This window comes from Streptomyces sp. NPDC002623 (assembly GCF_053592635.1).
In genome coordinates, this window is record NZ_JBSFWB010000043.1 from 17,639 (window position 1) to 41,838 (window position 24,200).

At 70.3% G+C, this 24,200-nt stretch carries 18 protein-coding genes and 1 pseudogene; 6 read left to right on the forward strand and 13 right to left on the reverse strand.

Going from position 1 to position 24,200, the window contains the following annotated elements; genetic code table 11:
• Nucleotides 1–195: 195 nt before the first annotated feature.
• Together ACWD4O_RS41915 and ACWD4O_RS41920 are read right to left on the reverse strand one after the other, a co-directional pair.
• The gene (locus ACWD4O_RS41915; RefSeq protein WP_451288306.1) at nt 196–594 is read right to left on the reverse strand and encodes a DUF5132 domain-containing protein; all 399 of its coding nucleotides are present in this window, start codon (nt 592–594) and stop codon (nt 196–198) included.
• Nucleotides 595–1,034: 440 nt separating this feature from the next.
• The gene (locus ACWD4O_RS41920; RefSeq protein ID WP_451288307.1) at nt 1,035–1,718 is read right to left on the reverse strand and encodes a TetR family transcriptional regulator; all 684 of its coding nucleotides are present in this window, start codon (nt 1,716–1,718) and stop codon (nt 1,035–1,037) included.
• Nucleotides 1,719–1,846: 128 nt separating this feature from the next.
• On the opposite strand from ACWD4O_RS41920, the gene ACWD4O_RS41925 reads away from it, so the two are divergent.
• Nucleotides 1,847–3,448 carry an aldehyde dehydrogenase family protein gene (locus ACWD4O_RS41925; RefSeq protein WP_451288308.1) on the forward strand — a complete coding sequence of 534 codons (1,602 nt, stop codon included), beginning with the start codon at nt 1,847–1,849 and terminating at the stop codon, nt 3,446–3,448.
• Between the two features lie 91 nt (nt 3,449–3,539).
• The gene (locus ACWD4O_RS41930; protein WP_451288341.1) at nt 3,540–4,850 is read left to right on the forward strand and encodes an FAD-dependent oxidoreductase; all 1,311 of its coding nucleotides are present in this window, start codon (nt 3,540–3,542) and stop codon (nt 4,848–4,850) included.
• 48 nt (nt 4,851–4,898) lie between these two features.
• On the opposite strand, the pseudogene ACWD4O_RS41935 reads toward ACWD4O_RS41930, so the two are convergent.
• A pseudogene (locus ACWD4O_RS41935) lies at nt 4,899–5,419 on the reverse strand (DUF1275 family protein); the annotation flags it as partial.
• Between ACWD4O_RS41935 and ACWD4O_RS41940 the strand changes: the two are divergent.
• Nucleotides 5,393–5,524, forward strand: a complete 132-nt coding sequence (locus ACWD4O_RS41940) for a hypothetical protein (RefSeq protein ID WP_451288342.1) — start codon at nt 5,393–5,395, stop codon at nt 5,522–5,524. The pseudogene ACWD4O_RS41935 and the gene ACWD4O_RS41940 overlap by 27 nt on opposite strands.
• Before the next feature lie 101 nt (nt 5,525–5,625).
• Here the strand turns inward: ACWD4O_RS41940 and ACWD4O_RS41945 are convergent, their stop codons facing one another.
• Complete coding sequence (locus ACWD4O_RS41945; RefSeq protein ID WP_451288309.1) at nt 5,626–7,038, reverse strand: ATP-binding protein; 1,413 nt, start codon at nt 7,036–7,038, stop codon at nt 5,626–5,628.
• Entirely contained in the window at nt 7,035–7,745 is a 711-nt protein-coding gene (locus ACWD4O_RS41950) for a response regulator transcription factor (RefSeq protein ID WP_451288310.1), read from the reverse strand. The genes ACWD4O_RS41945 and ACWD4O_RS41950 overlap by 4 nt, the downstream gene beginning before the upstream one ends.
• A gap of 147 nt (nt 7,746–7,892) precedes the next feature.
• Between ACWD4O_RS41950 and ACWD4O_RS41955 the strand changes: the two genes are divergently transcribed.
• The 3 genes from ACWD4O_RS41955 to ACWD4O_RS41965 are packed head-to-tail and all read left to right on the forward strand — an operon-like array spanning nt 7,893 to nt 12,176.
• Nucleotides 7,893–9,149, forward strand: a complete 1,257-nt coding sequence (locus ACWD4O_RS41955) for a DUF3500 domain-containing protein (RefSeq protein ID WP_451288311.1) — start codon at nt 7,893–7,895, stop codon at nt 9,147–9,149.
• 7 nt (nt 9,150–9,156) lie between these two features.
• A complete protein-coding gene (locus ACWD4O_RS41960) occupies nt 9,157–10,443 on the forward strand; it encodes a HupE/UreJ family protein (RefSeq protein WP_451288312.1) in 1,287 nt (428 codons plus the stop codon).
• Between the two features lie 2 nt (nt 10,444–10,445).
• On the forward strand, nt 10,446–12,176 hold the full coding sequence (locus tag ACWD4O_RS41965) for a carboxylesterase/lipase family protein (protein WP_451288336.1): 1,731 nt from the start codon (nt 10,446–10,448) through the stop codon (nt 12,174–12,176).
• A gap of 7 nt (nt 12,177–12,183) precedes the next feature.
• Here the strand turns inward: ACWD4O_RS41965 and ACWD4O_RS41970 are convergent, their stop codons facing one another.
• The 8 genes from ACWD4O_RS41970 to ACWD4O_RS42005 all read right to left on the reverse strand — a co-directional run bounded on the left by ACWD4O_RS41970 (nt 12,184) and on the right by ACWD4O_RS42005 (nt 23,865).
• Nucleotides 12,184–14,139 carry a glycoside hydrolase family 127 protein gene (locus tag ACWD4O_RS41970; protein ID WP_451288313.1) on the reverse strand — a complete coding sequence of 652 codons (1,956 nt, stop codon included), beginning with the start codon at nt 14,137–14,139 and terminating at the stop codon, nt 12,184–12,186.
• 103 nt (nt 14,140–14,242) lie between these two features.
• Nucleotides 14,243–15,022 carry an alpha/beta fold hydrolase gene (locus ACWD4O_RS41975; protein ID WP_451288314.1) on the reverse strand — a complete coding sequence of 260 codons (780 nt, stop codon included), beginning with the start codon at nt 15,020–15,022 and terminating at the stop codon, nt 14,243–14,245.
• Nucleotides 15,019–16,644, reverse strand: a complete 1,626-nt coding sequence (locus ACWD4O_RS41980) for a glycoside hydrolase family 43 protein (protein ID WP_451288337.1) — start codon at nt 16,642–16,644, stop codon at nt 15,019–15,021. Before ACWD4O_RS41980 ends, ACWD4O_RS41975 begins: the two co-directional genes overlap by 4 nt.
• A 39-nt stretch (nt 16,645–16,683) precedes the next feature.
• Complete coding sequence (locus tag ACWD4O_RS41985) at nt 16,684–16,908, reverse strand: hypothetical protein (RefSeq protein ID WP_451288315.1); 225 nt, start codon at nt 16,906–16,908, stop codon at nt 16,684–16,686.
• A 233-nt stretch (nt 16,909–17,141) separates the two neighbouring features.
• Nucleotides 17,142–20,579 (reverse strand): Tat pathway signal sequence domain protein, encoded by a 3,438-nt coding sequence (locus ACWD4O_RS41990; protein ID WP_451288316.1) that lies wholly within the window; start codon nt 20,577–20,579, stop codon nt 17,142–17,144.
• 9 nt (nt 20,580–20,588) lie between these two features.
• The gene (locus ACWD4O_RS41995; protein WP_451288338.1) at nt 20,589–21,428 is read right to left on the reverse strand and encodes a carbohydrate ABC transporter permease; all 840 of its coding nucleotides are present in this window, start codon (nt 21,426–21,428) and stop codon (nt 20,589–20,591) included.
• 101 nt (nt 21,429–21,529) lie between these two features.
• The gene (locus ACWD4O_RS42000; RefSeq protein WP_451288317.1) at nt 21,530–22,480 is read right to left on the reverse strand and encodes a carbohydrate ABC transporter permease; all 951 of its coding nucleotides are present in this window, start codon (nt 22,478–22,480) and stop codon (nt 21,530–21,532) included.
• A gap of 56 nt (nt 22,481–22,536) precedes the next feature.
• Nucleotides 22,537–23,865, reverse strand: coding sequence for an ABC transporter substrate-binding protein (locus ACWD4O_RS42005; protein ID WP_451288318.1), 1,329 nt, complete (start codon nt 23,863–23,865; stop codon nt 22,537–22,539).
• Between the last annotated feature and the right edge of the window lie 335 nt (nt 23,866–24,200).

Genomic DNA, 24,200 nt, shown 5'->3' on the forward strand with positions numbered 1-24,200 from the left:
ATGGCATGTGAACGATCACCTGTTTGTGGAGGTCGCAAAAAACGTCACGAGCACGACGGATTAATGCAACGGAGTGGAAAGTCTGGGAAAGCGATGCGGGTGACGAGTCCGCGGCCGAGCGTCATTCGAGCGTATTTATCCGAGCCCGACCGAAATATTGGTCCGGTTGGCGGTCAGGGCCTCTGGACAAACCGTTCAGTGCGCCTTGCCGGTGCTGGTTCCGCTGCTGGTTCCGCTGCCGGTGCTGCTGCCGGTTCCGGTGGTCGCGCGGATCCGCGGAGCCCTCGGCTCGCCCTCGACCCGGGCGGCGGCCCCGTCCTTCGCTCCGCTCGGGGCGGCGTTCTTGGCGGGCTGCCGGCCGTCGCCCGAAGGGGGTTCGACGTCACCGGCAGCGATCTGCGCCGCCATCATCTCGGCGGCCACCTCGGCCGCAAGGTCGTGGATGTTCTCTCCGGCCTCCAGGGTCGCCTTCCTCACCTCAAGGGCGAGACCGACGGACGTCTTGACGACGCCGCGCACCAGCGGCTTGAGGAGACGCTTGGCCAGTGGCGCAGCGATGAGGCCGATCAGGAAGGGCGGTACTACGGGCGGCATGATGCTCCCTGCTTTTCAGGTATGCGTATGACGGGGATCCCAAACACTGCGAAGGCCGAAGAGCCACGCAGCCGAGCGGACGGGATCCCGATTTCAGAATTGCGATTTCCCTGCCGGGTCGAGTTCCCCCGATCGATGGGTCCAGCAGTCGCTCTTCCGTCACCGTAGTCGAGCCGTGTCCGTCTAGACCAAATCGTCTAGGGCGATTTCACTCATGTGAGTGCTCCTTGATCTTCCCGGGGACATGGATTGCGTACCCAAACTCACCGAGCGATCCAATGGACTGATTTTCCTATGTATTGAAAACTGTCGTGTTTGCACGCCATCCGCCGGACCCGCACCCGGCGAGAAGGTCGGCCGGATGCCCGGTGCGCCCCGGCCCTCCGACCCGCGGACCGACCACGACCGCGCGATGGATGACGGCGCACCGAGCTTCGCCGTCAGGTCGCGTCGGCGGACTCCGTGACGAGGCCCCGGAGGAAGGTGGCGATGGATGCCTCGAAGGCCTCGGCGAAGGCCGGGTGCATGAACGCCAGGCTCGAGTCGGCCTGGAAGGCGGCGAGCAGTGGGGGAGCGGGACGGCTGCGGGTCCACAGGGCGCCGACGAGGATGATGACCATGTGCGCGGCGCGGAGCGCCCGCTCGTCGTCGAGTTCGGGGAGCAGATCGCGGAGCCGCGCGGCGAGCCAGCGGATGCCGTCACGTGAGGACCGCTTGTACCTGGTCGCGACGTCGACGGAGATGTTGTGCTCCAGGATCACATGTTGCACGCTCAGCAACTCGCACAGCATGGGGCGGGCGGCGAACGTGGCGGCCAGCCGCGCCGCGACCTGGCGCGCTCTCGCTGCGACCGGTGCGGACGGGTCGACCCACTCGGGGAACGTCTCGGCGGTCTCGGCCCGGTAGCGGGCGGCCTCCTCGGAGAGCAGGTCGAGCAGCACCGCCTCGCGTGACTCGAAGTAGAGGGTCACGGCGGACTTCGACAGCCCGACCCGCCGGCTGAGTTCGTTGAGGCTCACCGCCGCGACCGGCATCTCGTCCAGCATGCCGGCCGCGGTGTGCAGGATGCTCTGCCGCCGTACCGCGCGCTGCTCCTCGCTGCGTGCCCGATGGAAGGTTGCCACCCCACGAGGATAGTCGACCGCCGGTCCATTGACTGTGGACCGGCGGTACATTAATTTCAATGTACCGCCGGTCCGCTATTAGCGATCGAGCGGGTCATGACATCGTCGAGCGAAGGAAGGGACACGCCATGAAGGCCACGGAGGCTGTCGACTGGGTCGACCCGGCCCGATGGCGGGCCACGCCGGCGGCAGAGCGGCTGAGGCTGCTTCGCCTGGTCCAGGCAAATATCGACCGGCACTTGGACGAACTGGTGGCGGCGGACTGCCACGCGAAGGGCATCGACCCCGCGAACCCGGCCGACGCCCACCAGGTCGGGACCAGCATGCAGCGCGTCCTGGTGCCGCTGCCCTCGAACGTCGCGGCCGCCATCGACCTGTACGAGGGCCTGGTCCGCGGACGCCCGCTCCAACCGCTCGCGGTCACCCCCGCCGGGGACGGCCGCTTCGACGTCCGGGTCTCCCCGCGCGGGAAGGACCGCCTGCTCAACGGCGACCGGACCGATGTGCTGCGCGTCGTCGGCGAGCCGCGCAGGGTGGACCCCTACGCGAAGCCCGGCGGCATCGTGGCCGTGCTCGGGGCGGGGAACGTCGCGTCGTCGTTCGAGATGATCCGAGCCCTCTTCGTCGACGGCTACGTGGTCGTCCACAAGCCCCACCCCCTCAACGAGGGCGCCGACCGGGTGTGGGAGAAGGTCCTGCAACCGCTCGTCGACGTCCACGCCGCCGCCTTCTGCCCTGCCGACGAGGGGCCCGCCCTGACCCGCGACCCCCGCCTCTCGAAGATCTACTTCACTGGCGGGACCGGATCCGCCAAGGCGATCATGGAGGCCACCGACACCGAGCTGGTCTCCGAGTGCGGCGGCAACAACCCGTGCGTCGTCGTTCCCGGCGACCGCCCGTGGACCGAGAAGGAGATCCGCCACCAGGCGCTCCAGATCGCCACCATCGTCACGATCAGCGGCGGCACCATCTGCGGCCGGACGCAGACCCTGGTGACGAGCCGGCACTGGCCGCAGCGTCGCCAGCTCCTGGACGCGATCACCGTCGCCCTGCGGGACCTCACGCCCGGCTCCAGCACCAGCTACCCCGGGGTCGACAAGACCTTCACGGCCTTCCGCGACGCGTATCCGAGCGGGCGGATCGTGCAGCCCGTGGACGGCCGCCCCGCTTCGCAGGTCATGGTGATCGAGGACGTCGGCACCGAGGGCTTCGCCCTTGAGAACGAGGCGTTCTGCCAGGTCATGAGCGAGGTCGCCCTCGACGTCGCGCCCGACGCCGGGACGTTCCTTCCCGCCGCGACGGAGTTCGCCAACGAGAAGCTCCTGGGCACCCTGGCCGCGACGATCCTCATCGACGAGGACACCAGGAAGGCCCACTCGGCCACCGTGGACCGCGCGGTCACGGCACTCCGCTACGGCGCCATCGGCGTCAACACGATGCCGCCGGTGGTGTGGACGAACCCCTACCTCATCTGGGGTGGGAACGAGGAGGGCCGCGAGTTCGTCTCCGGTCGCGGCAACTTCGGCAACCTCCTGGGGTACGAGAACGCCGAGAAGTCGATCGTGGTCAGCGGCTTCACCTCGCCGGGCCACTTGATCATGACGAACAAGCGGGGCTGGCTCGACCTGTCGACGCGCTTCGCCCGGTACGCCATCCGCCCCACGTGGCCGAGGCTCTTCGCCCTCGCCTTCGCTGCGACGCGCGCGGGTTTCCGCCGCGCCGGTTCCTGACGTCCACGGAGTCTGCCGCCTCCACGTCGCCGGCGTCGACGACGTCGGCGACGCAGAAAACGAAAAAGAAACGGGAAGAAGGGCAATTCGCATGGGGACATCGGTTCATGGACGCGCCGTGGTGATCGGGGCCTCGCTCGCGGGACTGCTCACCGCGCGGGCACTCCACGAGACCTTCGAAGAGGTCGTCTTACTCGATCGCGACACCTTGCCGGAGCGGCCGGAGCCGCGCCGAGGGGTGCCGCAGGGCGGCCATGTGCACGGGCTGCTGACGCGCGGTATGCAGGAGATGGACGAGATGTTCGAGGGGCTGACGGCCGAGCTGATCGACCTCGGTGCGCCGGCCTTCGACGTGCAGGACGAGATGCAGTGGTGGGCCGACGGGCGGCCACTGGCCACAGGGCCTTCCGGCATGATCGTGCTGGGAGCCGGGCGACCGCTGCTCGAGACGGCGATCCGGCGCCGGGTCGCCGCGCTGCCGAACGTGGAGATACGTCCGGAGGTCGTCGTCACCGAACCGGTGACGACGTCGGACGGTGCAAGGGTCATCGGCGTGCGGGTGATCGCCGGCGGTGAGGAGATCACCATCGACGACGCGGATGTGGTGGTGGATGCTTCCGGGCGCGGCTCGCGCACCCGTCACTGGCTCGGCCGGCTCGGCTACCCGGAGGCCGAGGAGCAGCGGATCGAGACCCAGGTGACCTATGTGACGCGCCGTTACCGACGCACACCGGACCAGCTCGACGGCCGATACGGCACCGCCGTCGCCGCATACCCCGGACGTACGCGCGGTGGTTTCGCCCTCGCCCAGGAGAACGACGCCTGGGCCCTCAACATCAGTGGCTTGTTCGGTGCGGTCCCGCCGATGGACCACGACGGCATGGTCGCGTGGGCGGCGGAACTGGACTGCCAGGATGTCGCCACGCTCCTGCGCACCGCTGCCCCGCTCGGCGACCCGGTGAAGATGCGCTACCCGGCAAGCACCCGGTGGCGCTACGACCGCATGAGCCGTTTCCCGGCCGGCTTCCTGGTCACCGGCGACGCGATGTGCTCGTTCAATCCGATCTACGGCCAGGGCATGACCGTGGCCGCGCTGGAGGCGACCATCCTCGGCCGCCTGCTGAAAGACGGCTCCGAGGACCTGGCTGCCCAGTTCTTCACCGAGTCGGCGGCTGTCATCGACGTGCCGTGGAACACGGTCGCGGCCAATGATCTGCGCTTCCCGGACGCGGTCGGCGACCGATCCGCACTCGACCCGGAACGGGGCGCCTACCTGGACCGCCTGCGCGCCGCCGCGGTCGCGGATCCGGTGCTGACCACCGCGTTTCTCCGGGTCACCCAGCTGATGGACACACCAGCGGCCCTCTTCGAGCCCGAAATTGCCGCCCGCGTCCCGGCCTGAGACCGACCAAGGAGTCGGAGGAGTTCTCGTGCGTGTGGTCGACTCGAGGTTTTGGACGGCGACCGCCCCGACGAGGCCGCCGGTGAACATCGCCGCCGCCGACAGCGAGCGGCGTCCCGCCCTGCCGCCCTGCCGCCCTTCCCGCCTGCGGCACGGCTGTCCGCGGCGACTCCGGTGATGGTGAGCGTCAGTACGGTCGTCGTCAGATCGGGTACGGCAAGGGCGCGTGCGGCGGCGTTCTGCACGCCCATGGCAAGGCCGAGGAGAGCGATCAGGGCGTGCTTCGCCGTGCGCGGGTACGGGGTGGCCGCGACTTCGGCGACGACGTACGCCACGAGGACCAGGGCGGTCTCCAGCAGCAGGGCCAGGCGTAGCACCCTGCCGCGGTGGGCGCGGGCCCTGTGGGCCAGGCGGCCGCCGAGCAGGGCGCCCAGGGCGAACGCGGCGAGTGCCGCGAGCGAAGCCGTCAGGGAGAAGCCGGCCGCGCCGGCGATCGCGAAGCCGGAGAAGACGACGTTGCCGGTCATGTTGGCGACGAAGACATGACCCAGGACCAGGTAGCTGAAGGCGGCTGGGACTGGATCGCCCGACTCGCCGCCCAGGACATCCAGTTCGCACGCGGTACGCACACTCCCGCCCTCGCCATCAACAACAAGCAGCACCCCGGCCGGTGACGGCGGCCGCCGAGCGCAGGCGGAGAGCGATCAGCACCGTTCCTGTGACGAGTAGGGACAGCGGGTGCGCACCCGCATGCCGGGGCCTGTCCACGAGAACGTCATTCGGCCCCGGTCCCGGGCAGCAGGCGTGACTCGGCCACGGTGAAGCCGATCCGGGTGCCGCCGCCCGGGCGAGGGCCGGCGGTCACCGTGCCGCCGTGGGCTTCGGCGACATCGCGGACGATGGCGAGGCCGAGTCCGGAGCCGGGCAGGGCGCGAGCGGTGTCGGCGCGGTAGAAGCGGTCGAACACCCGGGGGAGGGCGTCGGCGTCGATGCCCGGTCCACGGTCGGACACGGTGACCGCGCCACGGCGGATGCGCACCTCGATGGGATCGTCGCCGTCGGGGTCGAACTTGGCGGCGTTCTCCAGCAGATTGCCCAGCGCGCGTTCCAGGCCCTGCGGGCGGCCAAGGACCACCGTGTCGTCGGCGTCGACATGGACCAGGCGACCGCTGCGCCGGTACACGCGCCGCGCGACACGGCGGGCCACCGCGGCCAGCTCCACGGGCTCCTCGGCCTCTTCCTGGCCGCCGGCCAGCGCCAGCTCCACGAGTTCCTCCACGAGGTGCGCGAGTTCACCGGTCTCGCCCTCGACGTCGTCGAGGAGCCGCTCGCGGGCCTGTGGCGAGAGCTCGGTGACGCGACGCAGCACTGTGGCGTTGGTACGCAGACTGGTGAGAGGGGTCCGCAGCTCGTGGGCGGCGTCGTGCACCAGTCTCTCCTGGGCGTCACGGGCGGCGGCGATACGCCCGAGCATCCTGCTGAACGACGTGGACAGCCGGCCCACTTCGTCCCGCCCGCCCGTCAGTTCCGCGTGTCCGAGCACGACCCGGCCGTCGGCACTGACCTCTTCGGCGGCCTCGGCCAGCCGTACCAGGCGCCGGGTGATGCGTCCCGCGACCAGCAGACCCGCGCCGGCCGCGACCAGCATGACCGCGAGGCTGACCATCGCGATCTCCATGGCCATACCGCCCAGGACACGGTGGGTCTGGTCGATCCGGACCGCCACCTGCAGCGCACCCCGGTTCCCGCCCAGGGCCGTGGTCAGCCGACGGTAGGTGCGGCCCGCCACGACGACCTCGGCGATGTCCGTGTCCCCGGCCTGGCCCGAGGCGGCCAGGGTCCGCCCGGTGTCGGACACCGGCAGCGGCACGCCCGGGCCGCCGAGGCGGACGGCGGTTCCGTCGACGGCGACGGCCTGCAGGACCATCCGCCGTTCCGGCTCGTCCCCGGGACCGGGGCGGTCCGGCCCGGGAAAGAGCTCCGGTACCTGGGCGATCACCTCGGAGACCAGCGGCTGCCCGCCCCGTTCCTCGGCGTGCGCCAAGGCGACCGTGGCCGACCGCAGCGTCCGGTCGATCTCGGCGATCACCCGGTCGGAGGCGGCGCGATAACTCAGCGCCCCGACCAGGAGCGCCACCACGGCACCGATGGCGGCGAAGGCGAGCGCGAACCGCGTACGCAGGGTCATGGCCGTGCCGCGTACCCCACGCCGCGCACGGTGTGGATCAGATCGGGCGCTCCGGCCGCGCCGAGCTTGCGCCGCAGATACCCGACGTAGCCCGCCAGGTTCTTGGCGTCCACGCCCGCGTCGCGACCCCAGACCTGCCGGTAGAGCGTCTGGTGGTCCAGCACGAGTCCCTCGTTGCGCACCAGGAGTTCCAGCAGGTCGAACTCGGTCCTGGTGAGCCGCACCTCCGCCTCGCCCCACCACACACGGCGCGCCGCCGGAGCGATCCGCAGCGAAGCCATGCGCAGGACGGTGTCGCCTCGGTCGGCGTCCTCGCTGTCCCGCACGGGCTTCGGCGTCAGGGCGGCTCTGCGCAGCAACGCCCTGAGCCGGGCCGTCAGTTCGGGCACCGCGAAGGGCTTGGGCAGATAGTCGTCGGCACCGGCGTCGAGGCCGGCCGCCCGGTCCGGGGTCCGGGACCGGGCGGTGAGCATGAGGACCGGTGTGCGGTCACCGTCGGCGCGCAGCACACGGCACACGGCCATGCCGTCGACATGGGGCATCATGACGTCGACGACCAGCACGTCGAAGGCCTCCCGGCGGACCCGGGTCAGCGTCTCGACCCCGTCGGCGGCGGTGACGACGTCGTACCCCTCCAACTCCAGTGCGCGCGCGAGGGATTCACGGACCGCGCGATCGTCGTCGGCGATGAGGACACGATCAGGCATCCGGGCATGATGGCACACCGCTTGCGAGCACCGGTTCGCATTCCGGGCACCGGTTCTCATCGAATTCCGGACCGGCTCCCGACCGGGTCTGAGATCGCTCGCGGAGCATGGGGCCGCACCTGCACTCACACCCCCCACAGGAGTCCCATGTCCTCCGTTCACCACCCCATGGCCGCACCGACCGCGCTCGCATCGCCGTCGCCCACGCCGGATCGCAGGCGGTTACGCCGACACCGTGCCGTGGCGCTCGCCGTGTGCCTCGGTCTCGGCGGCGCCGCTTGTGGCACCGTCGACCCGGCGTCGACGTCGGCGGCGCTGACGAAGCCGGAGCCGGTCCCGGCGTCCGCCCTGCGCACCGGCTCCGGCGGCGCGAACACGGCGCAGGTCGTGACCGCCGCGAACGCGTTCCTCGCCACGCTGTCCGAGGAGCAGAAGGACACCGCGCTCTACGACTTCGACGACCCGGCGAAGAAGACCGGCTGGTCCAACTTCCCGACGCCCGTCGTCGAGCGCAACGGCCTGAAGCTGGGCGACCTCACCGACGCGCAGGAGGCCGCGGCCCTGAAGGTCATGGAGGCCGCGCTCAGCAAGAAGGGCTACGAGGAACTCGTCGAGATCCGCAAGGCCGACGACTATCTCGCCTCGCTCCCGGACACGGGCGGACCCGGCGGCGGCACCCCGACAGGCACCCCCACCACGGCTCCGACAGGCATCCCCACCGCAACGCCCACCGGTGGCGGCCGTCCCCCCGGCGGTGGCGGCGGCGCCAACTTCGGCTCGGAGTGGTACTACGTCTCCTTCTTCGGAACGCCCAGCAAGTCCGGGCAGTTCACGCTTCAGTACGGCGGTCACCACGCCGCCTACAACCTCACCTACGCCGGCGGCAGCGTGAGCATCTCGCCCACGCTCACCGCAGTGGAGCCGATGGAGTTCGACTGGGAGAACCTGTACTACGCCCCGCTGGAGGACAAGCGGACTTCCACGATCGCCGCGATCCAGTCCCTCACCGCCGAGGAACTGACCGCCGCCGAGATCGACGGCAGCTTCGACGACCTCTACCTCGGCCCCGGCCACGACGGCCCCTTCCCCACCCAGCCGGAGGGCGTCCTGGTCAGCAGCCTCACCAAGAAGCAGCGGGCGCAGGTCACCGCGATGCTCAGGGCGTGGGTCGACGACCTGGACGAGAAGGCGGCGGCCCGGCTGCTGGCCAAGTACGTCTCGGAGTACGACGAGACGTACATCGGCTGGAGCGGCGGGACGACACTGGACAACAGCCAGACCTACGTGCGACTTGACGGACCGTCGGCCTGGGTCGAGTTCTCCAACCAGCCGGGCGCGTCCACCGACGGGATCCACCAGCACACGATCTTCCGGGACGAGACCGCCGACTACGGCTGGGAATGACCTCCCGATGACATCCGTGCGCCGTCTCCTCTCCACGCTGCTGCTCACGGCGTTCCTGCTGGTCGGTGGCCTCGCGTCACCGGCCGGCGCCCACCCGATGAGCACCTCCGCCGTACTCCTCGACGTCCGTGACGACCGGGTCGAGGGGGAGGTGCAGCTGCCGATCGACCGGCTGGCCGTCGCCGTGCACCGCGAACTCACCCCCGCGAGCGTTCTCGGCGCCGACCGGTCGTTCCTCGGCGACTACACGGCCGGGCACATCGCCGCCGTCGGCGAAGGCGGCACCCCCTGGACGGTGACGCTCGGCACCCCGACGGTCCGTACGATCGACGCGTCGGCCCATCTCGTCTATCCGCTCGAGATCCGCCCGCCCGACGGCCGTGTCACCGACTTCGACCTCCGCTACGACGTCATCGTCGAGGAACTCCTCACCCACCGGGTCATCGCCACCGTCCGGTACGACTTCGACCGTGGCATCCTCAGGACGGACGACGCCGAGACCCTCGGGGTCCTCGACCGGGACACCACGAGTCTGAACGTCCCCGCCGGGCAAGGGTCATGGCTGCGGGGCTTCGTCACCACCGTGGGCCTGGGGGCGGAGCACGTCGGCGAGGGAGCCGACCACCTGCTGTTCCTCCTCATGCTGCTGGTTCCGGCCCCGCTGGTGGCGGCCGGGGGCCGATGGCGCGCCGCCGGCACGTCGAGGCGTCGCGTCGTCGTGCGCGTCGTGCATGTGGTCTCCGCGTTCGCCGCGGGCCACTCGCTCACCCTCGCCCTGGCGGCGGCCGGTGCGATCCACGTACCGTCCCGGCCGGTGGAGACGCTGATCGCCTTCTCGATCGCGGTGTCCGCGCTCCACGCGATACGCCCCCTCGTGGCCCGCGGCGAGGTGCTCATCGCCGGTGGCTTCGGGCTCGTCCACGGGCTGGCGTTCGCCTCGCTCATCGGCGACCTCGGCCTGGACCGGGGGTCCCTCGTCACCACACTCCTCGGCTTCAACCTGGGCATCGAACTGACCCAGTTGCTCGTCGTCGCACTGATCATGCCGTCGCTGCTCGTCCTGGCCCGCACAGCCTGCTACCCGGCGTTCCGCCTCACCCTGGCCGCCCTCGGCCTGCTGTTCTCGGCCTCCTGGATGCTGGAGCGCGCGGCGCTGACGTCCTCCGACCCGTTCGAAGGCGTCCAGACATGGCTGGTCGCCCACCCCTTGCTCGTCGCCGCATCACTCGCGGTACTCGCCGTCGTCGCGCTGCGCCTGGCGCCGCGCACTTCTTCCATCGGGAGACTCACTTGAGCATGCGAGACATCCAACCTTTCCACAGCGGGCACCCGCACATGGCCGCCGCCACCGGAGCAGCAGCGGGCGACCCGGCCGGGCTCGGCCGCCGCGGCTTCCTCGGACGCACCGTCGGCGCGACGGCCGGCGCGGCACTGCTGGGCGGCCTGACGGCCCCTCCGGCGTCGGCCACACCCAGGAGCGCCTCCGGCAGCCCCGTGAAGACACAGTCGGGTCCGGTCGTCGGCGTACCGGCCGCACTTGACGGGATCACCGTCTACAAGGGCATCCCCTACGCGGCTTCCACCGCCGGGGAGAACCGCTGGCGGCCGCCGCAGCCGCCGCCGTCCTGGACGGGTGTCCGCACGGCCGACGCCTGGGGCGCCGCCTGCCCTCAGCCGGTCACCGGCATCGCCGCCGACAAGGTGCCCCCGCTGAGCGAGGACTGCCTCAACCTCAACATCTGGACGGGCGCGGCGAGTTCGGCTGAGCGCCGCCCGGTCTTCGTCTGGATCTACGGCGGCCGCAACTCCGCGATGTGGGCCTCACAGCCGGTCTACGACGGCGCCAACCTGGCCGCCAAGGGCGCGGTGGTCGTCACCTTCAACCACCGGGTCGGCGCGTTCGGGAACCTCGCCCACCCCGAACTGAGCGCGGAGTCGGGGCACGGCGGCTCGGGCAACTGGGGCGTCCTGGACACGGTGGCGGCACTGCGGTGGATCCGGCGCAACATCGCGGCGTTCGGCGGCGACCCGGACCGGGTGACCCTGGCCGGCTGGTCGCACGGCTCCTCGTTCGTCAACATCCTGATGATCTCGAAGCTGGCCCGGGGCCTGTTCCACCGCGCGCTGCTGGCGGCCGGTGTCCAGTACACCAAGGACCCGGCGCTCGGCCGTGTGGCGGGCGGATACGACACTCTCGCCGCGGCGGAGGCCAACGGCTCGGCGTTCGCCGACTACATGGGGGCGTCCTCACTGTCCGGCCTGCGGGCCCTGTCCGCGGACGAGATCGTCACCAAGGTCTACGCCCCAGGGGCCCCGGCCGTCGGCACCGACTTCGGCAACGTCCTCGACGGCTATGTGCTGCCGACCACGTACACCTACGCCATGACCTCCCGGGCCGAGTACGACGTACCCGTCCTGACCGGCAACAACAAGGACGAGAACGGCGCCTCGCCCACGCTGACGACGACGGCCGCCGCCTACCGGACCTTCGCGGCGTCGACCTTCGGCGACCGGGCGGAGGAGTTCCTCACGCTCTATCCGGCCGTCACCGACACGGAGGCGGCCGCGCAGTACAACGCCTACGCGCGGGACGAGGAGCGGGTCTCCACCTTCCTGTGGGGAACGCAGTTCAGGAACACCGCGGGCAGCCGCAGCCCGGTCTACAACTACTGGTGGACGCACGCGCCGCCCGGCTCCGACACCACCAACCCGATCGAACCGGCGAACGGGGCTGGGGCGTACCACGGCGCCGAGAAGTACTACCTGTTCGGCAACCTCTACGGCACCGACCGGCCATGGACCGACGAGGACCGTGCCATCGCCGACACCACCTCCTCCTACGTGGCGAACTTCGCCGCCACGGGCAACCCCAACGGGCGGTCACTGCCGGCCTGGCCCGCCCTGCGCACGACGAAGCCGCTCTCGATGGAACTCGGCGACGCCTTCGCGCCCCGCGCGGCGGCCGACAGCGACGCCAAGTACGTCTTCCTGAAGAGCTACTTGGAGTCGCAGGAGACGGAGTATTGAGAACCCGCTACTGCTCGGCGGCGACGGCCGGAACCCACACGCGCATGGCGCCCGGGCCGCGGTGGGTCCAGGCGTAATAGGGCACGGCGGTCAACGCGAAGGGCCGGTGGGGCTGAGGCGGCACCGCTGTGTGCGGGAGGTAGGGCCACCAGCCAGGCGCTTCCGGTGGGAGAGCGCGACCGGAGGCGGTGACGGTGGTGAGGCCGCCGAGCAGGTCGGGCCGTTTCCGCTCGGCCAGCGGGGCGGCCGGATCCAGGGCGATGGTGTCGGGGTCGAGACCGTCGGCCTGGTCGGACTGTTCCAGGCAGTACACCAGCGGGCCCCGTTCGATGGCGACGCAGCCGCGCACGGCGTCGACAAGCGGGCCGGGGAGCGTCAGCCGGGGCACGATCGCGAGGTCGAGGCGGACGGTGTCGCCCGGCCGGAAGCGCCGGGTGACCCGCAGCCAGCCGTCCTCGGCCGCCGCGTTCTGGGACGTGCCGTTCACGGAGAGGCCGTGCCCGGTGGACCAGGCGGGCAGGCGCAGCGACAGGGTCCGTTCCGTGCCGGGGGAGTCCTCGACCGTCACGTCCACCACACCGTGCCAGGGATAGTCCGTGGCCACCCGCACCGTGAAGCCGTCGCCGCCGTACCTGCCTCCGGCGTACTGGTGCAGTTGCAGTCCCGTGGCGTCGGTGCTGGCGACGTAGTGCGGCAGGGAGGCGAGCAGGCGCATGGCGTTGGGCGGGCAGCAGGCGCAGCGGAACCAGGGGGTGCGGTGGGCGGTCTGGTCGCCGGGGCGCTCGTGCGCGCGGGCCCGGCGGTGCAGCGGGTTGACGTACATCCAGGTCAGGCCGTCCATGCCGACGCCACCGAGGAAGCCGTTGAACAGGGTCCGCTCGATCAGGTCGGAGTAGCGGGCCGCACCGGTGAGCAGAGCCATCCGCCAGCTGAACTGAACGGAGGCGATGGCGGCGCAGGTCTCGGTGTAGGCACGGTCGGCGGGCAGTTCATGGGCGTCGCCGAAGGACTCCCAGTCGTGCCGGGAGCCCACGCCTCCGGTGAGATAGGTCCTGCGTGCCGCCATGTCCTGCCACAGCCGCTCCAGGGCCGAGCGCAGCTGCGGGTCCTCGGACTCGGCGGCCAGGTCGGCGGCCCCGGCGAGCAGATAGAGCTGTCGTACGGCGTGACCCGCCACCTCGTCCGCCTCGCGGATCGGGGTGTGGTCCTGCCAGAACTCCGGGCCCGGGTCGCGGTCATGGCCGCGGTCCGCGCCGGAGGCGAGGGTGCCGTGGCCGCGTCGGTCGAGGAAGTAGCGGGCCAGGTCCAGGTAGCGCTTCTCGTCGGTCGTCCGGTACAGCTCGATCAGGGCGGTCTCGATCTCGGGGTGGCCGCACACGGCGTCGACCTGCTTGCCGGGGCCGAAGACGGACTCGATGTGGTCGGCGAACCGGCAGGCCACGTCGAGCAGTCGATGCCCGCCGGTGGCCCGGTGGTGGGCGACCGCGGCCTGCATCAGGTGTCCGGCGCAGTACAGCTCGTGGCCCCAGCCCAGCTCGGTCCACGGTTCGCCGCCGCCGAGCTGGTAGTACGTCTGGAGGTAGCCGTCCGCGCGTTGGGCGGCGGCGATGAGTCCGACGATCTGCTCCACCTCGGTGGCGAGCCCGGGGTCGGGTGCGTCGGCCAGCTGCCAGCAGGCGGCCTCCAGCCACTTGTACACGTCGGAGTCCTGGAACTGGAAGTCGCCCGCGAACCCGTCGCCCGCGAACCCGTCGGCCGCGCCGGTGCGACCGGCCGCGGCGCGCAGGTTGGCGAGGTTTCCGGCCTCCTCCAGCAGCCGTGGGCCCTGCGGGACGGACACCTCGGCGTTGATCCGGCGGCGCTCGGCCCAGAAGCCGCTGTCGATCCGGGCCCGGGTGACGGGACGCAGCGCGGTGGTCGCGTCCCGGCTCGGGTGTACCGGTCCGGGGTGTACGGCGTTCAACACAACCTCCATGGTTCATGGTTCATGGTTCGTGGGAGAGAAGACGTATCGGGTCGTCAGGGCGCGCGGCAGACAGTGACGGCGGCTTTAGGTGAGCCACCGTTCAGCAGTCGGCCGCCCACTGCTCGATGAGCCGGACGGTTCGGTCGGGATGCTCCTCGTGCAGGTAGTGGCCGGTGCCGGTCCAGTGGTCGACCCGGGAACCGGGCACCCACAGGGTGGAGCGTTCCCAGTCGGCGGCCTCCGCCGAGGTCCACACCGTGAGGGCGGGGCAGCCGCGACGCCCCAGGTAGGCCTCACTGTGCGGGCGGACGCCCACTGCTCCCGGGTCGGTGTACATGCCCGCGTACGCCTGGGCGATGACATGGCCCGGGGTGCCGAGCATGGTGCGGATGTGCGCGGTGCGCAGCCCGGGCGGGGCGGTCGGGGAGAACGCTCCGGCCACCATCGGTACGGCGGCACCGGCGCCGTGCTCGCGGTACGCGGCCAGGCGGCGCGGGATCTCTGGGAGCTCGGCGCCGTGTGCACCGTGCGCGGGGTCGAGGGCGACGACGGAGCGTACGAGGTCCGGGCGGTGGACGGCGAGCAGGTTCACCACCTGGCCGCCCATGGAGTGGCCGACCGCCACGACGGGTCCGGTGCCGAGGGCGGTGAGGAGTGCGACGAGATCCCCGGCCATCGCCGCCGGGGTGTTGTCCCGCTCGGGGACGGGGGAGCGGCCGTGCCCCCGGAGGTCGGGCACGATCACCCGGTGGCGCTCGGCGAGGGCCTCGGCGTGCGGCGACCATTCGCGGCCGTCGCCGCCCCAGCCGTGCACGAGCAGCACGCTGGGGGCGGCGTCGGGCCCCAGGACGGTGTGGAAGAGGTCGACGGCGGCGGTCACGGCTGTCCGCCCTCCGCGTTCGCCGCGTCCCCGGTCGCATAGGTGGCGTGGGCGAAGTCTGCGTGCACACCGGCGCCGTCGAGGTCGTGGACCCACAGGCCGAGCATCGCCCCGGTGAAGCCCAGGACGCGCAGCTGCCCGTCGTGGAACTCGTCGGCGTGCTCGTCGGACAGCACGGTGGCGTCGAGGTCGAGCGGCAGGACTTGCGGACCGTCGGCGCCCTGGACGTCGTACGAGAAGCGCAGTACGGGACCGTCGAGTGCGGCTCGGAGGACGACCGGTGTGCCAGGAGGCAGCGGCACGCGCGGTTCATGGGCCGTGAGCCGGCCCGCCTCGCAGCTCAGCGCCCTCAGCAGCGGGGTCCCGTCGTCGTCCGAAGTGACGTACAGGTAGTGCCAGTTACGGGTGTTGTAGTAGGCGGTGATCCCGGCCAGGTGGTCCGGCGTACGAGGGACGAAGGTCATCCGGGTCTCGAAGGCGCAGCGGGTGTCCGTGACCCGGCGGGCGACCAGGCTCGGGGTGCGGCGGCCGACGGGTGATTGGCCGCCGTGCACACGGAGCCGTCCCGGGGCGGGCTCCACCCAGTCGGGGGAGGCCGGGCGGCGCAGGGTGGACCACTCGGGGCCGAGCGAAGGGGCGTCGAAGGTGTCGGTGGCGGGCGGTTCGGGGAAGCGCGCGGGCGGGAGTGCCGGGGCCGGGACGGTCATCGCGGGGACGGCGCGCGCGGTGCGGGGCCAGCCGTCGTCCGTCCAGGTCACCGGCTGGAGCGCGGTCTCACGGCCCAGGACACAGCGTCCGCGCTCGGTGTAGGGGCGGGCGACGATGTGGGCGGCGAACCACTGGCCGGCCGGCGTCTCGACGAACGAGCAGTGCCCGGCCTTCTGCAGCTCCAGGGACGGGTCATGACGAGACGTCAGCAGTGGACCCGCCGGGTCGGGTTCGTACGGGCCGAACAGGTCGCGGGAGCGGGCGACGGCCGCCCCGTGCTCGTAGCCCGTGCCGCCCTCCGCGTGCACCAGGTAGTACCAGCCGCCCCTGCGGTACAGATGCGGGCCCTCGGCGACCCCGGCGGCCGTGCCCACGGAGATCGTCCGGGGCTCGCCGAGAAGCTTGCGTGAGGTGCGGTCGTACTCCTGGAGTTCGATCCCGGCGAACGACTCCCGCTCCGGGCGCCAGTCGAAGCGCATGTTCAGCAGCCAGCTGCGTCCGTCGCCGTCCTCGCCGTCGTCGTGGAACAGGGACACATCGAAGCCGCGGGCGTGCAGCGGCACCGGGTCGGACCACGGGCCCTCGATCGACGCGGCCGTGGTGACGTGGTTCGGAAGGTCCTTCCAGCCCTCGGCATAGGTGTCGACGACCGTGAAGACCAGGTGGAACAGCCCGTCCGCGTACGACAGTCCGGGCGCCCAGATGCCTCCGGAGTCCGGCACCCCGGTGAGGTCGAGGAGCCGGTGCTCGTCCAGGACCCCGCCCAGCGGGCGCCAGTTCACCAGGTCCCGGGAGTGGTGGATCCGGACGCCCGGGTACCACTCGAACGTGGACGTGGCGATGTAGAAGTCGTCGCCGACCCGCAGGGCGACCGGGTCGGGTTCGAAGCCGCGCAGGACGGGGTTCTGGATCACGGGGTGCACGGGGCGAACGCTCCGATCAGTGGGTGGACGTCAGAGGGTGAACAACAGGGTGCCGAATCCCGGGTGGTCGCACTGGAAAGCCGCGCCCTCGGGGCGTATCCGCTGGACGGCCGTGTAGGTCCATGGGGTGGCGATGCCCCGGCGCTTGACGTAGTGGTTGTGGACCATCTCGTAGACGGGACGCAGATTGCCGCGCTCGACGGTGGACAGGGAGTTGTAGGTGGCCTGGCAACTGCCCCATGTCGTGTAGGGCACGCTGTTGCCGGTGTTGTACCTCGCGGTGTACTCGAACCCGGCCAGCAGCCGGTTGGCGGCGGCGGAGTGCAGGTCCTGGGTCTGGATCCACGCGATCTCGCACGCCTCGGCCAGGCTGGCCAGGATGAGCTGGGTGTGGGCCTGGTCGCGGGAAAGGTGATGCGCGGGGGAGCTGCTGTGGCGCGTGGTGGAGCGGGTGCGGTTCCGTGCCCCGCGCCCGCTCCGTCCGTGCGTCAGTCGGAGGTGGCGCGCACCCTGTGCAGTACGAGAGTGCTGCGGGGGCCGAGCTTGGTTCGTACCCCGGTGCCGATGACGCGGCCGGTGGCCAGGTCGCGACCGGGTCCGAAGCCGTGTCGGGAGGGGAGGGTGAAGGTCCTGTCGGTGCTGGTGTTCATCGCGATGATGTAGTCGCCGTATTCGCAGTAGTAGAAGGGCGCGCGGCCGACGAGCATGGTCTCGACGCCCTCGAAGTGGACGCCCATCGAGGGGTCCGGGACGTCGGCCGGGACCGGGGCGAGTCGGTAGACGTCTCCCTTCTGCGACTGGTGGAGGGTTTCGTCGCCGGGCGGCGGGAATCCGCCCGGCGGGATGTGCCCGGCCCCCGGGTCGTTGATGGCGTAGTCCCAGAGGATCCAGTCCTGGGCGGTGAAGGTCTTGTCCGTGGTGCCGGCGGAGTGCTGGCGGACGGTCGCCGAGCGCTGGTCGGTGGGGGTGAGGTGGTGGATACGGGCGTAGTCGTTGACGCCCTGGCGGGCCCGCCAGTAGAGGGAGGCGAAGAGGAGCTCCTCGCCGTTCTTGACGGCTATGCAGCCGTTCTCCTCGTCGGCGAAGACGAAGTCGGGCTTGTCCCAGGCGGTGGGGATGCGCCCGGGGCGGCTCGGCAGCGCCTGGAAGGCGTCGAAGTCACGGGAGACCAGGCGCAGTCCGGCGAGGCCGACCCGGGTCCAGGTGTGGTTGATGAGCAGATCCAGCTGCTTGTGGAACTGGCCGTCGGCGACCATCTCCTGCGTCCAGCCGACGATGTCGGGGTCCTTGAACACCGCGGCGGCCATCAGCGGGTGGGAATCCCAGGCGGTACGGGAGGCGTAGGCGATCTCGCCGGGGTACACCTCGTTGCGCCAGCCGATGACGGTCTCGATACGGGAGACCCGGGCGCCGGTCTCGTCGACGTCGACGACGCGGAACCGGCCGCGGGCCTTGGTCATGCCGACCATCTGCTTGCGCAGCTCGGGCGCCTCCTGGCCGTCGTGGCCGCGGGTGACGGACTCGTACATCATGACCAGCCAGTCGATGACCTCGCCGTAGCTGCCCACGTAGCCGAGTTCCCGGGTCAGGCCGGCCTGGGTCACCTGGTAGTAGCTCTCGCCGAGAGCCTTGCTCGGGTTGCCGTCCTTGTCCTCCCTGCCGAGGTAGGGCTTCATGCCGAGCGACTGGTACATGTAGTCGCGGGCCTTCGCCTCGGGCAGGGCGAGGTCCGCGTCCAGCAGCCTGAGACCGCGGTTGGCCTGGTAGATGCCGATGGCGCAGATCTGCGACTGGTTGGTGTAGTGCGGGAAGTGCTGCCGCCAGTAGTCCCGGCTGGACCTGAGCATGTCGACGTACGCGGCGCGGCGCACCGGCTGCGCGGTTGTGCCGGCGCTCTGGGGCGGGACGACGGCCAGGTCGTCGAACCAGGCCGTGCCGGGGCCGGACAGCCGCAGGTGGAACTCGACCTGGGTGGCGCCGGCGGGGGTCTCCAGGTCGATGGAGACCTGCTCCCAGTCGTGGGTGCCGGTGGTGGCGAACTGGCGGTGGTCGCTGCCGACCAGGTTGCCGGTGGCGTCGAAGAAGAGCGGGTCGATGTGGGCGCCGGCGCCGGTCACGCCGTCGGTCCTGATCCAGGCGCTGTACGTGGTCGTGCCCGAACCGACCTGGAGCTTGGCCGTGTTGAAGACGGTGACGAAGCCGTTGGCGGCGGTGGCGGTGACCTTCAGGGAGGCGGATCCGGAGCGGGCGACGGTCGTGTCCCGGGACCAGGTCGCGTCCGCGGTCCTGCCCCAGCCGGGCACGGTCCAGCCCGCGGGGGTGGCGGAGCCCTGCTCGAAGCCCGGGTTGCGCAGCTCGGTCGGTTTCACCAGGTCCACGGAGTCGAACCAGGCGGTGCCGGGGCCCGTGAGCCGTAGGTGCATCTCCATCTGGGTGGCGCCGGCCGGGGTCTCCAGGTCGATGGAGACGTACTCCCAGTCGTGGGTGCCGGTGGTGGCGAACTGGCGTTGGTCGCTGCCGACCAGGTTGCCGGTGGCGTCGAAGAAGAGCGGGTCGATGTGGGCGCCGGCCCCGGTCACGCCGTCGGTCCTGATCCACGCGCTGTACGTGGTCGTGCCCGAACCGACCTGGAGCTTGGCCGTGTTGAAGACGGTGACGAAGCCGTTGGCGGCGGTGGCGGCGACCTTCAGGGAGGCGGATCCGGAGCGGGCGACGGTCGTGTCCCGGGACCAGGTCGCGTCGGGGGTCCTGCCCCAGCCGGGCACGGTCCAGCCCGCGGGGGTGTCGGCGCCCTCCTCGAAGCCCGGGTTGGTGATCTCGTACGGGGAGCCGGTCACCTTCTGGTCCAGGCGGTCGCCCAGGTGTTCCCAGAGGAGGGCGAGGACCAGGCCGACCCGACCGAAGCCCTGCCACTGCTGGTCGGAACCGGTGAGGACGGAAGCGTCGTTCTTCCATGCCATGTAGCGGCCGTCGATCGCCCGCAGCACCCGGTCCAGGGCGGCGTCCTGCCGGTACGCCGGGCTGCCCGACCACAGATAGCCCTCGGCCAGGGACTGGAAGGCCCAGGCGTCCATGCCGGCCGGGTTCGCGGAGGTGAGGTAGTTCTTCTGGTCCCGCTCGACGCGCCTGCGCACCGCCTCCAGTGCCTCGGGGCCGGGGCTGGTACGCACGGTGGGTACGGGGGCGGGGCCCTGCGCCTCGCCCTTGGGCGGCACGAAGTACGGCTCGGTGTGGGTGTAGAGACGGTAGATGCCGCGCGAGGGCGTGGTCGTCTTGTAGTAGAGCTGCCCGGCGTTCTGTCCGTACGACCAGATACGGCCCATGGAGCGGATCTCCAGGGTCACCTTCTTCTTGCCGGCGGTCATCTTCTCGGGCAGGGGCAGGGTGTGGAAGAAGAACCGGCCCGGGCTGCGCGGGGAGGTGTCGAGGATGTCGAGACTGTCGACGGCGCCCTCGTCCTGGTAGCCGATCTGGAGGCCGTCGCAGAACAGCTGGAGCCGCCACATGTTCGTGCCGGAGGCGGCCTGCTGACTGGTGGAGTCGTAGTCGTCGCCCCACAGCCGGACCGTGACGTAGGTGGTGCCGGTCGGGCTGACCTCGACGTCGAACTTGAGGGTGCCGCCCCAGTACGTCGCCGGCTGTGTCGGGTTGAGGACCCGGGCGCTCTGGCCGAGGCCGCCGGTGACGGTGTCGGCGTTCGAGGCAGTGAGCCCGTGGGCGGTCTCGGAGGCGGAGTTGCCGAAGACAACGATGTCCAAGGGCTTGCGGACGGTCTTCGCGGCCGCGCCGAACGAGGCGGGCGCGTCCGCCACCGAGGCGGGAGCTGCCGTGGCGGACTGAGTGGTGAGCCAGCCGAGGCCGGCCGTGCCGGCACCGGTGGCGCCGGCGTACTTGAGCACTTCACGACGTCGGGGAGTGTTGGCCATTGCTGATCCTTATTTGAGGCTGCCCATGAGAATTCCGCTGCGCCAGTACTTCTGGAGGGCGAACATCAGGACCGCCAGCGGAACGATCGACAGCAGGGAACCGGTCAGGACGAGCGTGTTCATGTCGCGGGCGGTCTGCGCCTGCTGGAGCCAGGAGAAGAGGCCCAGGGTCACGGGGAAGCTGCGCTCGCCGTTGAGCATGAACAGCGGAAGGAAGAAGTTGTTCCAGATGTTGATGAAATCGAGCATGAAGATGGTGATGCCGCCGGTCCGCATCAGTCGCAGGGCGACCGCGAAGAAGATGCGCAGCTCACCCGCGCCGTCGATACGGGCCGCCTCCATCAGTTCCGTCGGCACCGAGCTGTCGGCGTAGACCTTGCCGAGATAGACCCCGAACGGGTTGATGAAGTACGGGATCAGCACCGACCAGATGGTGTTGGTGAGCCCCATCTCGGCGAACACCAGATAGAGCGGGAACGCCAGCAGGGTGCTGGGCAGCAGCGAGGCGCCGACGACAAGGGCGAACAGGGCGCCCCGGCCCCGGTAGTCGTACTTGGCCAGGCCGTATCCGGCGGCGAGCGAGATGAGCGTGGAGCCAGCCGCGCCGAGGGTGGAATAGAGGACGGAGTTCCCGATCCAGCGCAGGAACACACCGTCGTGATAGCTCGCGATTTCCTGGAGGTTGTCCCCGAGGTGGTTGGAGGAGAACCACAGGCCGAACGTGGAGTACAGATCGGTCTGGTTCTTGGTCGCCGACACCAGCAGGAACCAGGTGGGGGCGAGCGAATAGATCAGGAAGACGACCAGCAGGCCCGTGGTCAGCGCCACCGCGCGGCGGGTGGGGCGCACTCCGCCCCCGGACGACTCCGCGGCACGCGGGGCCTTACGGGTACGGGCGGCCTCACGGCTACGGGCGGCCGCACGGGCTTGACCTGCCTTCGTGGCGCTGCTCATGACATCTTCCTGTTCGTGACGCGGTAGAAGACGAAGGCGAGGATGCCGGTCGCCACGGCCAGGACCAACGACTCGGCGGCGGCGTACTGGTAGTCGCCGGTCTTGAACGCCTTGTCGTAGATCTCCATCATCGGTGTGAAGTCGGTGTTGATCGACTCCGGTGCGATCTGCCGCAGCAGGAGCGGCTCGGAGAACAACTGGAGTCGGCCGATCAGCGAGAACATGCCGGTCAGCACAAGGATCCCGGTGATGTTCGGAACCTTGATCGACCAGGCGATCCGCCACTCACGGGCGCCGTCGAGCCGGGCCGCCTCGTACAGCTCCCGCGGCAGCGCCTGCAGCGAGGCGGAGATCAGGATCATGTTGAAGCCGATGCCCTGCCAGGTGAGCAGATTGCCCAGGGAGAGGTAGGTGTTGAGGCCGCCGAAGAACTCGATGTCCGTGCCGGCGCGGTTCGCGAGGTCGATGATCGGGCTGCCCGTGGGGCTGTAGAGGAACAGCCACATCAGGGCGGAGACCACCGTGGGAATCACGTACGGGATGAGCAGCCCGGCCCGGAAGAAGCGGACCGCCCGCGCTGCGACGCCGTCCAGCAGCAGGGCCAGCAGCAGCGAGATGCCCAGCATTACTGTGATCTGCGCCGCCCCGAAGAGCAGGGTGCGCAGCATGCTGGCCCAGAACGCGTCGTCGGAGAGGACCGACGCGAAGTTGGCGAAGCCGGTGAAGACGACCCGCGTCGGGCCGAAGCCCAGGCCGGTGCCCTTCTTCTCGTGCAGGCTCTCACTGAAGGCGTAGGCGATCGGCAGGACATAGGTGATGAGGAAGCCGACCAGGAAGGGCAGTGCGAACAGCAGGCCCTTGTAGGCTCCCCGTCTCCCGGTCCGGCGGGGGGAGGTCCGCCGGACCGGGGAGTCGGTCGCGACCGGCGGCCGCGTCAGGGTGGGCACGGATGTCTCCAAGTGGGGTGCGTCGGCTGTCTCCGGGCGCGGGGGACGGGGAGCTGTCAGCTGCCCGCGACGGCCTTGATGTCCTTGCTGTTCAGGTCGTCGACGGTCCACTTCTGCAGGCCGGTCAGCATGTCCTTGACCGTGAGCTCCTTCTTGACGACCTTGCCCCACTGCTTCTGCATCTCGGAGTACATGGCCGCGTAGTTCGGCCCGTACTGCCACTGGTCGCCGACCCGGGAGGCGGCCGTGGTGATCACCGCGGCACTGTCCGACTCCTTGTTGAACATCTCGGTCGGGATGATCTTGCCCACGTACGGCGACACATCGTTGACCGCGGGGAACAGGCCGGACTTGGAGGCGGGATCCGTGAGCGTGGTCAGCGACTCCTTGCTGCTGCTCAGCCAGGCGGCGAACTGGGCGGCGCGGTCCGGGTACTTGCAGCCCTTGAGGACGGCGGTGGTGTCGAAGTTGCTGGAGGTCTGCGGCTTGGCGGTGTCGAAGACGGGGGCGTCCGCGAGCTGCCACTTCCCCTTGGACTTGGGGAAGTTGGTGTCGTAGATCGGCAGCTGCCACGTCGAGGTGGTCATCGCGATGGTCTTGCCGAGGTCCCAGGTCTTGAAGACGCCAGGATCGGCGTAGGAGGCGTTGGAGGCGAGATCGTTGTCGACGAGCTGCTGGACGACGTCACCTGCCTTGAGAGCCTCGGGCGAGGTGAAACTGATCGTCCAGTGGTCGCCGTCCGCCTTGTACCACTGGGCGCCGGCCTGCCACGACAGGTCGACCAGTGTGCTCGGGTCCTCGCCCGCCATGTTGTAGATCTTGACGTTCTTGTCCTGCTGCTGCGCCTTCTTGCCGGCCGCGATCAGGTCGTCCCACGTCTTGGGCGCCTCGATGCCGTACCTCTTGAACAGGTCCGCGCGGTAGGCGGTGAACAGCGGAGACGAGCCCATCGGGATGCCGAAGGTGGTGCCGCCCGGGCTGACCGCGTTCCAGGCCGGGCCGGTGTACTGACCCTTGTACTGCGCGGCGGTCTTGCTGATGTCGGTGAGCAGGCCGTCGGCGGCGAAGCTCGCCAGGTTCATCCCGTCCATCTTGGACAGACACGGCGCGGTACCGGCGTTCACCGCGGCCCGCAGCTTCTGGTAGACGGTCTCGCCCGCCGCGTTGACGAACTTGACCTGTGTCTCCGGGTGCTCCTTGTTCCAGGCCTGGGTCTGGGCCTCGATGCCGTCGGTCCAGCTCCAGAACTCCAGGGTGACCTTGCCCTCGGTGCTGGGCCGGGCGCCGGCGTTCGTGTCGTCGCCGCTCGAACAGGCGGCGAGCAGGAGGGAGAGCGCGGCGGCGGTGGCCGCCGCGGTGAGGGCTCTGGCGCGATAGGTGGTCATCGGTCCTCCACAGGGGACAGGACGGCGCGTGCGGTGTGGGGGCCGGCGCGGTGGTCAGCGAGGCAAAGGCGGCAAGGTCACCCCGAGAGCCGGAAAGTAACCGTTTGCTGCGTGGACCGTAAGCGTCTGCTGGCCGGAATCACAAGAGGGGGAGGCCGGTTTGTTTCGCCAAACTTTCAGAAGAGTTACTTGGAAGGGTGTCTGACCTGCGCTGTCCCCCTGGCCGGCGGTTCGGGGCGGGTGGCCGTCATGTTGTCGCAACCTCCGGCGAAGTCATTGACCTGTAGCCGAAGTCGTCCCTAGCGTGGAATACGTTTACTATCCGAGTCCGCTCT

Coding starts and splice junctions, on each gene's coding strand:
- ACWD4O_RS41925 (WP_451288308.1), top strand. CDS start 1,847: ATGAAGGCCACGGAGGCTGTCGACTGGGTCGACCCGGCCCGATGGCGG.
- ACWD4O_RS41930 (WP_451288341.1), top strand. CDS start 3,540: ATGGGGACATCGGTTCATGGACGCGCCGTGGTGATCGGGGCCTCGCTC.
- ACWD4O_RS41960 (WP_451288312.1), top strand. CDS start 9,157: ATGACATCCGTGCGCCGTCTCCTCTCCACGCTGCTGCTCACGGCGTTC.
- ACWD4O_RS41950 (WP_451288310.1), bottom strand. CDS start 7,745: ATGCCTGATCGTGTCCTCATCGCCGACGACGATCGCGCGGTCCGTGAA.
- ACWD4O_RS41955 (WP_451288311.1), top strand. CDS start 7,893: ATGTCCTCCGTTCACCACCCCATGGCCGCACCGACCGCGCTCGCATCG.
- ACWD4O_RS41945 (WP_451288309.1), bottom strand. CDS start 7,038: ATGACCCTGCGTACGCGGTTCGCGCTCGCCTTCGCCGCCATCGGTGCC.
- ACWD4O_RS42005 (WP_451288318.1), bottom strand. CDS start 23,865: ATGACCACCTATCGCGCCAGAGCCCTCACCGCGGCGGCCACCGCCGCC.
- ACWD4O_RS41965 (WP_451288336.1), top strand. CDS start 10,446: ATGCGAGACATCCAACCTTTCCACAGCGGGCACCCGCACATGGCCGCC.
- ACWD4O_RS41915 (WP_451288306.1), bottom strand. CDS start 594: ATGCCGCCCGTAGTACCGCCCTTCCTGATCGGCCTCATCGCTGCGCCA.
- ACWD4O_RS41990 (WP_451288316.1), bottom strand. CDS start 20,579: ATGGCCAACACTCCCCGACGTCGTGAAGTGCTCAAGTACGCCGGCGCC.
- ACWD4O_RS41940 (WP_451288342.1), top strand. CDS start 5,393: ATGACCCAGGACCAGGTAGCTGAAGGCGGCTGGGACTGGATCGCCCGA.